The sequence below is a fragment of the Myxococcus sp. CA039A genome (assembly GCF_013336645.1).
GTDB lineage: Bacteria > Myxococcota > Myxococcia > Myxococcales > Myxococcaceae > Myxococcus > Myxococcus llanfairpwllgwyngyllgogerychwyrndrobwllllantysiliogogogochensis.
Genome location: NZ_JABUMQ010000090.1, coordinates 22,174 through 33,430, shown reverse-complemented (window position 1 = coordinate 33,430; position 11,257 = coordinate 22,174). Strand labels below are relative to the sequence as shown.

The window sequence follows — 11,257 nt, the reverse complement described above, 5'->3', positions numbered from 1 at the left end:
CCTGCACGTCGCGGTCGGCACGCAGGACTGGAAACCGTCTGCCGCGGAAGGGATGGACCGCCATGGTGATGGTGACTTCTTCCAAATCGCTTGCAGTGTCGACCGCATTGCGCGCTACCTTTCCCAGCTGAGGACTTTCACCCTGTCTCCTCGGCGCGACACGAAGACGAAGAGGTGGCCCGCATAGAGGTCCTCCTGCCACGCCATGCGCACGACGGCCGCCAAGCCATCGATGCTCTTGCGCATGTCGACGGGCTCTCGCGCCAGCAGGATGCGCACCGTCCGAGGAAGCCGTAGCAACATCAGGTGCTCGCCGCCGTGCCCGCACTCGCGAGGGTTGCGAGGAGCCGCGCGACGTAGGCCGTGTCCGCGCCCACCAGGAAGCGCAGCACGAGGCCGCCCACGGTGGCGACTTCAAAGAAGCTCTCCTGCGCCTGCGGCGCGGGCGACGCTACAACCTCCAGAGGGAGAAAGGCGGCGACCGATTCGGCAGCCAATTCTGACGCCCGGAGGCCCCGCTTCTTGCGCTTCTTGTAGAGCCAGTACTGCAGCGTGCCCAAGGGCAGGTCGTGCTTGGCCACGAATTCCTTCTGCTGCAGCCCACTCGTCTCGAATTCCTCCACCAACTTCGGCCACTCATCCGGATTGGGTCGTCGCATGCCCCAAGAACCCGCAAGGCGCGCTCAACTCAGGACGCCCGCCGTCGGTCGGTTACAAGGCGTCTCATTTCAGCGCCAATCTCAGGCGAAATCATCGCTGCTGCCCCGTCGCCGCGCGGGTGAGCAACCGCCGGGCCGACGCAAAGCCTTCCCACTCGAGAAACCTGTCACGGGGCGGGGGTGGGCACTGCAGAGACGTCCACTCGACGGCGATGTTGGGGTTGAAGGCCAGGTCTCCCAACAGCTTCGCCCACAACCCAGGCTGGAGGCGGGCCTCCTGCGCGTCGGCATCGACGACAGCGTAGAGGGGCATGCCGTACCAGGCACTGAGAGACTCCACCAGCAGGGACACGGCTGGAGTCATCGCTGGTACGGGTGGCAGGCGGGCCTTGAGGACGGTGCCCCGCTTGGGCACGGAGAGAAGGATTTGGGTGTATGGGGTATGCGCCTCGAGCGTCAGCCACAGCGGCGGTGAAGACATAGAGAGCCACCTCCAGACGGCGCCTGGCGGCCGGCGCATCCGGCTCGCGGGGCACACGTGCGGCTTTTGTTACGCCCGCCTCCGTTTGGCTTGAACCTGGATGTGTGACTTTCCGCGCTCGCTGCCGTGCGCGTTGTGCTGCTTTGCGGGCCGCCGCATCACGGCGCACCTCAGAAGGGTTGAGGCTCGCCCGATAGGCACGGCTCGCATTGCGCCACTGCGCTCTGCGGGCCAGCGTGCGGCACCTGTCGTGACAGTAGGCTTGGCCCCTGTCGCACCTCCGACAGAGCCAGAACAATTCCCCGCAATGACAGCACTCTCGCTCTCGAAGCTCGTGCACCCGGGCCTCCGGGTGGACGCTTTCGTGACACGGGCGCCTCTTGTTGCTGTCTGTCGCGGAGAGGTGGCGACTCCATTTGTCCGGCGGCCTGGCCTTCCTCCAGGTCGCTCATCTCGTCCACTTCTGCCGCCCAGCGTGGCTCAAGGCTCCCCTGCCGCCAGTTTTCGGCACCTCGAGCGTTGATGCGCGGCCCTCCAATCCCGCGCTTCTCCGCGCTCGGGTGGATCGAAGACCCGCGCTTCTTGAAGGTCGCCTCCAGCACAGCCACTTCAAGGTGCCCCATGGACGTCAGCAGGCCTCGCAGGTAGCTGCCGTTGCGTTGGTCCTTGCGCCCCGCCACCTGTTGCCAGCGCCCCGCGCCCACCAGGCCTCGAATCTCCTCCTCCAGCAGCATCTCCAGCGTCACGCGGATGGCGCCCAGGAAGAGGGCTCGCACGTCGGTGCGCACCTCCTCGCGCGAGGGCGCGGCAAAGTCTGTATCGTCCACGGCGGGGAACTTCTCGGCCTCCTCGCCAAAGGAGGACCGTCTCGGTTGGTTTCACCGAGGAGCTTCCCTCTTTTCCGCTCGCCCCTGCTCGACATCTACACACTTATAGGGACACGACCCAGAGAGGTATTGAGGCGTCTGAGCCGGGCGCAATTCCGACCTCTATCAAAGGGAAAAGAGGACCCAGCGGCTCGTCATGCGCATCGCTCACGTCATGACTCACATTTTGACGCACTCATGACGCAGCGACCGAATTTGGGGTAGGCGCACCCATCGCACGCTCGGAGGCGTGCTCTCGGATTCGCCTGTCCCGGTGGTGCGGCGCGGGCGATGGTGCTGGGCCCGGCATCCGCCGGAGCCTCTGTCACAGCGCCGCAGCGACGGCCCGGCGGTCCGCTCGCGCCGTGGGGGCCAGGAAGCTCTCGAGCTCCTGGTCGAGGCAGACCGTTCGAACGGCACGCAGTATGTCCTGTTGCACAGGGGTGTCCGCCGCGAAGCCGTCCGCAAACAGCCGCTCCCAGCGCTGGACGGCGCCACAGCGCATGAACCTGAGCATGTATTCATCGAAGGTCAGGCGTATGCGATGAAGCGACCGTTCGGAGTAGTTCCAGTGATACAGCGGATAGAGGTCCAGGGCCGCCATATCGATGAAGATTGGGTATTCGCCGTAGACGAGCACCCGGTACTTTCCCTCGGGGCGCCCGTTCAGCCGACTGTCTCCGAGGTATTTGGCGACGAGAGACTCCTTGCGCCAGAACAGGTCCATATAGCCGGAGATGCGTGAGTCCGCGAACAGGCCGTCTCTGCGCCACGAGAGGACGGTCCCGTCAAGCTGCCGATAGAAGTTCAGCACACCCGCCGGTACGGGATGACCGAGAATCAGGTGCGCAGCGATCATCTCGCTCGACATCGGCGCGCCGCCATCCACGAGCAGCCGCCCCTTCCCGGGCCTTTCCGGTCGCATCCATGCTCGGCCGGCCACGGCCTGTGCGAGTTCGGCGTGCCAGTCGACCCCCGGCGAGGTCGCCACCAGGAGCCCGGCGACCTCTCGCTCGAGCGCTTCGAATGATCCGGTCAGTCCGAGCTCGCGGCGAGCGGCCTCGGCGACGAGTAGCGGCCATAACGGCGCCCCGGCGCAACGAATCGCCAGCGCGAGGTACTCCTCCAGCCGAAACGGCAGCGTCCAGCGCTTCGTGTCCAGCGCGAGCACGAGCTCATAGCTGCCCTCCACGAATCGCGCGCACGTGTGCACATGGTGCCCACGATGCGAGGTGCACGCGAGCGGGAGCAGTCCTTCGCGAAGCAGCGGGTCCTGCGTCGGGTGCGCGACGTGCCGGACCAGCGCGTCCACCAGCGCCTTGATCGCCTGGAGCTGAATCTGACCGCCGGGCCAGCGCAGTCGCATGCGATTGACGGCGACGAGGCCGTCGCGCAGGTCGTCGGGCAGCGCGGGCAGAAGGTCGCGCAGCGCCTGCAGATCGGCACGCGCGACCTTCTTCGGCGGGAGGTACTCACAGCCGGCCACCGCCGCGAGCGCGACTCCCGGCGGCGGGCCGAGGCCCGAGGGACCACGAAGCGCGGTAAGTAGATCGTTCAGTGACATCGAAGCGAGATTGTGTGCGTGCTGGCTGTGGTGGGGTCAAGCCCCAAGGCGAACGCATCATGCGTCACTGAAACTAAAGGAATTTGCGTGCGAGGGGTCGGTGGCGGGGGGTGGGACACCATGCTCGCCCAGCTGACATGCTCTGGGATTTTCGGGCCACCTGAAGCTCGAAAGGATGCCGCCACCAAGCGCGCCAAGCCATGCATCGGCCGGGCTCCCATCCGGGGGACCTGGCCCCTCGGCTTTCAGGGCGCCTGCCCCTCAGGGGACGCAGAGCGCCAGGGAAGACGCGCGGGTCTGAAGAGCCCGGGCCCGACAGGGCCTTCTGGGTTCAACTCCCTGCGTCCCCATACTCAAGCACGTAGCTTGGTGCTCGCTGCCACATCGCATCACGAGCCATCGCACAATGAGACCAGCAAGACCTGGCTCAGAAGGAGCAGGAGCAAAGCCTGTCTACAGAAGTTCGCGGCCCACCAATCGGACCCCGAATTTTCCTGACTTCATCCAACCCCAGGATGTCTCTCATGTTTCCCGTCGCACTCTTTAGAGAGACGCCGAGAACAAGTTCGCGCAGAGTTTCTCTTGGGGAGCTGATTGAAAGGCCCTGCAAACTGGCAGGGCCTTTTCGGTTAACACGAGTCGCGCGATGGATTGCGCCAGACACTCGCGCTTAAGCCCCTGAATTACAAGAGTTTTCACCCCACGACGATTCAGAGGACACTCTCTACGCGCTGCGACGCAGAACGCGATTGCCCATCCATTCGGCCGCGGATTGGGCTTTCTGGGGCTCTCTTTCGCCCGATCTGGGGAGAGAACAACCGAGAGCGGTTAACAGGTGCTGTTAACCGTTGGGGCACCGGTTAACACAATTCCCTGAGAGTCTCACTTCTCCGCTCTAGGGTTTCCAGGACGGCCGCTCTCTCTCTGCTTTCCGGTTTCGTCCCTTACATGCTTTGCAGGCTTCCGCAGGGAAGGCGCGAAGCGTGAACGGCCCCTACGGAGGGCCGACCAGCGCGCGCCTGCCCTGCCTCCCCGGCGGCCCCAACTCTCGCAGCGCCACCGATCCTCGCGCAGCCCCGGGAACAACCACTGCCAGCGGGGTCCTCTGCGACTCTGGCCTCCCATGCCCAAGGCCCGCGATTCGCAGTCCGTGAAGGGTGAGGTGGGCGGCGACGACCATCAAGGGCATCCGCAAGGCGAGCGGCGCCAGCGTGGCCAGCGCCTACCACCACTTCGTGCGGGCCAGGACACGAGCATGACGTGGCTCGTGCCTGGAGCGCGGACGTCCCTCGACTGATGTCGGAGTCTGGAACGAAAGCGCTACACAAAGCGTGACGGCCCACATGTCTTTTTCCAGTACTTCTGGCCAGACACGAGCAGCCCCGCGGAAGCCGCTCAATACTAACAACGCCAGTTCCAATTCCATGCGCATCCAGCGACAATGTCGGCGACTGGCGCAACGCCAATCCTTGACACAAAGGACGACAATGCCGCACCTTCATAAGCGTCTGCTGACAGCCGCTCTGGCTTTCCTTGGTTTGAGTGCCTGTGGCGAAGCGGCCCCTCCGGCCCTGGAACAGAGCAGCACCCGCCAGGCTGAGGTGGTGGCAGCGGCAGTGCCTCTCCCGCTCCCTGTCGGCTGCCTCCTGACCTCACTGGATGCAGACGGTGACGGCATCTGTGACATCGTGGAGGCTGTGTTGAGAACCGATCCCAACAAGGCTGACACGGATGGGGATGGCCTCAGCGACTACGTAGAGACGTTCGGCTTCGGCGGCTTGGATTTGAGTGCCCTCGGCGCCAACGCGCGCAAGAAGGACATCTTCGTGGAGGTGGACTATTACCCCAACCTCAGACCCAGCCAGGCCACGCTGGACAAGGTCATCACGGCTTTCGCCAGCGCGCCGGTGAGCAATCCGGATGGGTCTACAGGCATCACGCTCCACCTGTTGCTGGATCAGCAGATCGCCGCCGCGGACGCGGACATGAACCTGAGCCCCGTGTGGACGGAATTCGACGTCATCAAGAATAAGTACTTCGCCGCCGCCCGCGCGCCCTACTTTCACTACGCGGTGTTCGCGCACCAGTACGACGGGAACTTCTCCAGCGGTATCTCGCGCGGCCTCCCCGCGCAGGACTTCCTGATGACGTTGGGCTCTTTCAACGGCACCGAGCAACAGCAGGCCGGCACCTTCATGCACGAACTGGGGCACAACCTGGGCCTGCGCCACGGTGGCAATGACGAGGCCAACTACAAGCCCAACTACCTGAGCATCATGAACTACGAATACCAGTTCTATGGATTCGAACTGGGCGGCACGTTCGGCGCGCTCGACTACTCGCGTGTGCACGTGGATTCCATCAACGAGGCGGCCGTCAATGAGCTCACCGCGTTCGCGGCCGTCGCCCCGTCCACCGGGTCGGAACTGGCTAGGTACTACGGGCTGCGCTTCAACAACGCCCAGGTGGCGATGTTCTCCGCAGCCGACTTCGTCGACTTCAACAACAACCGCCAATACGACTTCAACACCATTGCGTTGGACTTCAACCGCAACGGCGTCGCGACGGATGTGTACCCCGTGTCGCAGAACGACTGGGCGGTTCTGATCTATGACGGCGGCCAGATTGGCTTCGGCACGCCGGGCATGTCCCGGCATCTGGACCGCGAGGAGCGCTTCCTCGTTCCCCCCGAGAAGATGGAACCCTGCCTCCCCGGGGATCCGGACCACGCCCCGTAAGTCCGCCTCCCGTCTCTGAAGAGTCGAAGCCCACCGCCAGGGCCGGCTGAACGGGCCCCGGCGGGCGTGGCTGCTCCCTCAAGTAGGCATGGAGACAGGCTTGAGGGTCTCGGTGAGCGGCAAGGGAGTTGTCGCGTAAAAGGGCTCAGCCTGCGCCCCGCACTTCCTGCAGAAGCAGAGAGAGAGGCTGGGAGCCGGGTTGAGGCGCACGGGGCCCGCCGGCGTCCCATCGCGCGTGCCGCGACTCCAGCGCTCGGGGTGACGGGCTCGGGCACGCTGGTACACTCCGTGGCGTCGAGCCAGCAGTGCCGTATCACGACCAAAGTGCCTGTCGTCGGGAGTGGCGAAGCGGATGGCCGAATGTCGGTGCTCGGTGTTGTACCAGTCCATGAGGGAAGGCATGGCCCAGAAGAAGCCCCCGAAGAAGCTGGGGCGCCCCACCAAGGCCGAAGGCCCTCGGCTTCCCCATGACGAGGTGGACAGACTCCTCGTGGAAGGCGAGGAGGTGCCCACCACGCGGGGCCGTGTGAAGAGACGTTTCCCCTCCCTGCGCGAGCTGGCTGAGCGCTTCGGTGTCGCCCACAGCGCCGTCGCCAAGTACGCCCAGCAGCACGACTGCCTCGGCCGCCGCAAGCGCCTCCTCGCGGGCCAGCAGCCAGCCGAGACGCCCGCGCCGACCGAAGCACCACCGCCCCCACCTCCGAAGCGCACGACGGGCCGCCCCCGGAAGTCCGAGGAGCCCGCTCTCCCGCGCCAGGAGCTGGACCGCGCCCTCGTCTTCGGCGACGTGAAGACGCTCCCCGACGGCTCCACCATGACGAGCTACGCCTCGTACCGCGAGCTGGCCGAGCGCTTCGGTGTCGCGACCTCACTCGTCGCCAACTACGCGAAGGAGCACAACTGCCTGCGCCGCCGCGAGGAGGCCAAGACTCGCATCGCCACCAAGGCGGATGCGAAGCTCATCGAGCTGCGCGCCACCGCCATCGCCGTCTCCAAGGACGACGCCCTGAAGATGATTGACGGCTACCTCCTCGGCTTCGAGGAGGCCCTCGCGGAGGGCCGCGTGCGCGTCGACAACCCCACCGACTTCAACACCATGGTGCGCCTGAAGGAGTTCGTCCAAGGCGGCGCCGACTCCCGCCAGGAACTGCACGCCAGCTTCTCGCTGGAGGGACTCCAGGCTCGGCATGCCCATGCCCTACGAGCTGCACGCGAGACGACACCCGCCGAGCGCGGCGAGGTGGACGCCGAGGTGGAGGACAGTGGCAGACGGCCAGAGGTGGTGAGCACGTCGGGCGGTGAACAGCTCGCCCCCGACACATTGAGCAATACAGAAACGAACGCGCCCGCGCATCTCTAGCAGGAGACTCTGCGCCCAAATAGGTCCAGACTTTCTCCAAGGACCGACCGGCGACGCCTTCTCAAACGACACAGCCTAGAGATGGTCTCAAAGTTGGCTGGGCGCCCCAGGTCTCTCTGGGCATAGGCGCTGATGAAGTGTGCCACCTCAAGGGTCCTCGCTCCCTGCTCGCGCGCCACATTCGGCAGAAGCCCTATGATGGCGAATTCGCCCACACCGACTTCCAGAGCCCACACAAATTGACACGTCAATGACGCGTCAATGACGCGTCAACGAACACCTCATGCCCCAGCAGTCGCCGGCTGCATGGGCAAGAATCCACACGCCCCATATCGGCACCGCACATGCATCCCAGAGGTGGCCACGACCAAGCCGGGGGAACCCAATCTGTTCGAAGAGAGCTCCAACCCCAGCGATAGTCATGGACAACGGACACCCCTACCACCCCCAAGAAACGTAGACACAGATGAAGGAGAACGCCTCATGACTTTTTCAATAGACAAGCTGGCCTCGGCCATTCCGAACGTGGTGGATAAGATTCCAGTCCTGGGAACACTGTACCACTATACTGCCGCGGTATATGACGCAGTGCGCGGCGACGCCCGAGACACAACCATACAAGTCGTTGACGGCTTCCAAGGCATCATTCGCGACTTTACGTTCTGGGCGGAGCCGGCCTTTGTCGGCGTAGCCCACGCCGCAACAGAAGAGACTGTCGACGGAATAATCAAGTCTCTCTTCGACGATGACCAACGCGCCAAGGTTGTAGCAAAAATCCAAGCCCACAAGCGGGCCGGCAAATTCATACCACACTACTCACGGTACATGCTTGTCACCGATGGATTCAAGGAAAAGCTTGAATCAAAAAAGGACTCCATAACATCGCTGCGCATGCTAAGGCATGCCATCTGGGCAGGGAAGTGGCGCTACAAGGGCGACTATCAGCGGTCATGCACATTAGTCTTGCCCAATGGAGTAGCCGAGTCGGCTCTTGGAGTATTCATTTACTCCCTCGGGCACGAAGCATTCGAAGCGGTTGCCGCGCCCTCCGTAAGCGGACAAATCAGGAACGCGAAATATGACGATGACGGGTTCTCGTTTGAACTAGACACCTCGATTACTGCCCCCACCGGCGGTTACTCGTTCAAGGGAACAATTGGCATCAAGACAGGCAAGTTGGCGCTTACGATAATCCCCACCTCAGGCGCCCCCTCCATGGAGATAAATCCATCAATGAGGTATTTCAACAGAATGCACCCAGACCAAAAGTCGTTTGACCAGATTTGGAACCCCTAACGACGCATGACCCTCGGATGCCGAACTGCATGGCCTCTCGCGGGAAATTCTCCGGCGACTTGCGACTCTCGGGCCGCCTGCGCTTATCCGTCATGGCGTCTCCGTGTGGAAGGCGCAGGCTTTCGGCTCCAGCCCGGGGCTCGCGCCCGAGCGCTTTGCGCCCTGTGTGGGGGCTTGCGACAAGCCTGCATCCGCCGCACACCTGCCTGCATGGGCTTAGCGGCGTGGCACGCACCCGCTACGAGCACCAGGTTCTGCATCGCCCGTAGACTGAGCCTCCATGCAGGTCCGACATTCGGCCATAGCGCCGGTCAAACCAGCATCCCAAGCATTTTTTGAAATGCGACCGAAACCTCGCAAGGAGCTGCACGTGAGGGCGGTCTCAAACGGTCGTTGCGACAGCTAACGCGAATACTTCGGCAGGCGTTCGCCATGCAAGCGTTTGACGCGGGCGCCCGTTGAGTTCGTGCGCGATGGCGTCGAGTTGCTTGCCGGAGAGGGCTCTCAGAGGTCTCCGGCGCGAGAGGTGCCCTCGGAGAGCACGGGAAGTGACCCCGTCGTATTAGAAACGATTCGTACAACTCCAACTGGCGACCAAATATAGTGCGCACTCTACGAGCCACATACAACTCACAGGGCTCGAACGATGAGCCCCGGGCCGTGTCGGAGTCAGCCGGCCCGAGCATGGACGCCGTGGAACCCATCCGTTTCAGCAGGGTCCGTCAAGGCCGCGCACTCGGAGAGGTCATCCGCTCCCTCTCCGAGCATGGTTCACCGATTTATCTGAAGCGGGTTAGCGGGCGTCGCGCTCGGGCACGGTGAGGCAGGGCTCCATCTTCTCGGGGGCGACGAGGAACAGCTCCGCGCGTCCCAGGTCCTGGGTGAGGCCCGACGTGGCGAAGCCAATCTGCCCGCCGCCGTCATACGCCAGCGCCAGCCAGTCGTTCTGCGACGCGGGGAAGTTGCTGGCGCCGGAGCCGTCGAGGTCCCGAGAGTAGGACGCAGCCTGGATGGTCCCATTGTTATTGAAGTCCAGGTTGGCGCTGGCGTTGCCGACGACCTGGACGCCGTTGAAGCGAAGCGCGCTGATCTTCGCGAGGTCCGCCTCGGTCGTCGGGGCGACGGGCGTGAACGCGGCGACCTCGTTGATGCTCAGCTCGCTGAAGGCGGCCACCTGCACGCGCGAGTAGTCGAACACGTTGTTCAAGCCGCCAATGCCGAAGCCATCGAACTGGTACTGGTAGTTCATGACGCTCAGGTAGTTGGGCTTGTAGTTGGCGTTGTCGGTGCCGCCGTGCCGCAGGCCGATGTTGTGCCCCAGCTCGTGCATCAGGGTTCCGGCCCGCTGCAGCTCCGTGCCGCCGCCGATGAAGCCCAGCGTCACCACGAAGTCATGCGCGGGGATGCCGCGCGAGATGCCGCTGGAGTTGCCGCCGTCGTACCGGTTCGCGAACAGCATGTAGTGGAAGTAGGGCGCGCGGTTCGCGGCGAAGTACTTGCCCTTGATGACGTCGAAGTCCGTCCACACGGGGCTCAGGTCCAGGTCCGCGTCCGCCGCGGTGATCTGCTGGTCCACCACCACGTGCAGCGTGATGCCCGTGGAGCCATCCGGGTTCGACACTGGCGCGTTGGCGAAGGCCGTGATGACGCGGTTCAGCATCGCCTGGGTCGGCTGCTGCCCCGGGTAGTAGTCCGCCTCGATGAAGATGTCCTTCCTGCGCGCGTTCGCGCCGAGGGCCGTCAGGTCCAGGCCGCCGCCGAAGCCGAACGACTCCGCGTAGTCGTTGAGCCGGTCCCCGTCCGTGTCGGGGTTGTTGGGGTTGGTGCCCAGCAGCGTCTCCACGATGTCGCAGACGGCGTCGCCGTCCGTATCAGGGAGAAGCGAGCAGGCGGGGATTGGGAGGGGAATGGCCGTTGCCACTTCCACGCCCTGGCGGGTGCTGGCCGTCTCCGCTTCCGGGAGGTCGGCGCCGCCACAACCGTTCAACCCGAGGAGCGCGACGGAAGCGGTCAACAGGGTCTGATGAAGCTTGGACATGGAATTCCTTTGTGTGGAAAGCATTGGCGTCGTGCCAACCGCACCTTTGCAATTTACCGTGTCAATTGTCTATTTAATTTTCCGGCTTTAACACACTTACAGCTTTTACTCGATTGAGACAATCAATGAAATTGGGCCCCGCTGTTCTGCAGTGGCTCCCGACGGCGCAGCATCACCATTCAATACAAAACATTGCAGGGCTCGACAGTGCAGCAAATCACGACGCAGCAGGTCTTGCCGTGATGGTCTCGACCT

General features: G+C 63.8%; 9 protein-coding genes, 1 tRNA gene and 1 pseudogene. 4 read left to right on the top strand and 7 right to left on the bottom strand.

What is annotated here, in order from left to right:
• Positions 1-114: 114 nt before the first annotated feature.
• From tnpB to HR086_RS16990, 5 genes are all read right to left on the bottom strand, one after another.
• Entirely contained in the window at positions 115-303 is a 189-nt protein-coding gene (gene tnpB / locus HR086_RS17010) for an IS66 family insertion sequence element accessory protein TnpB (protein ID WP_174466142.1), read from the bottom strand.
• On the bottom strand, positions 303-626 hold the full coding sequence (locus HR086_RS17005; protein WP_174466141.1) for a hypothetical protein: 324 nt from the start codon (positions 624-626) through the stop codon (positions 303-305). Before HR086_RS17005 ends, tnpB begins: the two co-directional genes overlap by 1 nt.
• A gap of 124 nt (positions 627-750) precedes the next feature.
• Positions 751-1,140 carry a hypothetical protein gene (locus HR086_RS17000; protein ID WP_174462871.1) on the bottom strand — a complete coding sequence of 130 codons (390 nt, stop codon included), beginning with the start codon at positions 1,138-1,140 and terminating at the stop codon, positions 751-753.
• Positions 1,141-1,310: 170 nt separating this feature from the next.
• Positions 1,311-1,967 (bottom strand): transposase, encoded by a 657-nt coding sequence (locus HR086_RS16995; protein ID WP_174466140.1) that lies wholly within the window; start codon positions 1,965-1,967, stop codon positions 1,311-1,313.
• Between the two features lie 364 nt (positions 1,968-2,331).
• On the bottom strand, positions 2,332-3,570 hold the full coding sequence (locus HR086_RS16990) for a hypothetical protein (protein ID WP_174462873.1): 1,239 nt from the start codon (positions 3,568-3,570) through the stop codon (positions 2,332-2,334).
• 264 nt (positions 3,571-3,834) lie between these two features.
• Between HR086_RS16990 and HR086_RS16985 the strand changes: the two genes are divergently transcribed.
• From HR086_RS16985 to HR086_RS16970, 4 genes are all read left to right on the top strand, one after another.
• Positions 3,835-3,920 (top strand) — tRNA-Phe (locus HR086_RS16985).
• Between the two features lie 1,137 nt (positions 3,921-5,057).
• Positions 5,058-6,308, top strand: coding sequence for a hypothetical protein (locus tag HR086_RS16980; RefSeq protein WP_174466139.1), 1,251 nt, complete (start codon positions 5,058-5,060; stop codon positions 6,306-6,308).
• 400 nt (positions 6,309-6,708) lie between these two features.
• A complete protein-coding gene (locus tag HR086_RS16975) occupies positions 6,709-7,668 on the top strand; it encodes an AT hook motif domain protein (RefSeq protein ID WP_254626357.1) in 960 nt (319 codons plus the stop codon).
• Positions 7,669-8,151: 483 nt separating this feature from the next.
• Positions 8,152-8,964, top strand: a complete 813-nt coding sequence (locus tag HR086_RS16970; RefSeq protein ID WP_174466138.1) for a hypothetical protein — start codon at positions 8,152-8,154, stop codon at positions 8,962-8,964.
• A 382-nt stretch (positions 8,965-9,346) separates the two neighbouring features.
• Here HR086_RS16970 and HR086_RS16965 read toward each other — a convergent pair.
• Both HR086_RS16965 and HR086_RS16960 read right to left on the bottom strand, forming a co-directional pair.
• Positions 9,347-9,460, bottom strand: a pseudogene (locus tag HR086_RS16965) (IS30 family transposase); the annotation flags it as partial.
• Positions 9,461-9,757: 297 nt separating this feature from the next.
• Positions 9,758-11,002: a hypothetical protein gene (locus HR086_RS16960; protein ID WP_174462877.1), complete on the bottom strand. Its 1,245-nt coding sequence runs from the start codon at positions 11,000-11,002 to the stop codon at positions 9,758-9,760.
• Between the last annotated feature and the right edge of the window lie 255 nt (positions 11,003-11,257).

Excerpts from the sequence above, each read along its gene's own strand:
- HR086_RS16980 (WP_174466139.1), top strand. The coding sequence starts at position 5,058 with ATGCCGCACCTTCATAAGCGTCTGCTGACAGCCGCTCTGGCTTTCCTT.
- HR086_RS17000 (WP_174462871.1), bottom strand. The coding sequence starts at position 1,140 with ATGTCTTCACCGCCGCTGTGGCTGACGCTCGAGGCGCATACCCCATAC.
- HR086_RS16990 (WP_174462873.1), bottom strand. The coding sequence starts at position 3,570 with ATGTCACTGAACGATCTACTTACCGCGCTTCGTGGTCCCTCGGGCCTC.
- tnpB (WP_174466142.1), bottom strand. The coding sequence starts at position 303 with ATGTTGCTACGGCTTCCTCGGACGGTGCGCATCCTGCTGGCGCGAGAG.
- HR086_RS16975 (WP_254626357.1), top strand. The coding sequence starts at position 6,709 with ATGGCCCAGAAGAAGCCCCCGAAGAAGCTGGGGCGCCCCACCAAGGCC.
- HR086_RS16960 (WP_174462877.1), bottom strand. The coding sequence starts at position 11,002 with ATGTCCAAGCTTCATCAGACCCTGTTGACCGCTTCCGTCGCGCTCCTC.
- HR086_RS16970 (WP_174466138.1), top strand. The coding sequence starts at position 8,152 with ATGACTTTTTCAATAGACAAGCTGGCCTCGGCCATTCCGAACGTGGTG.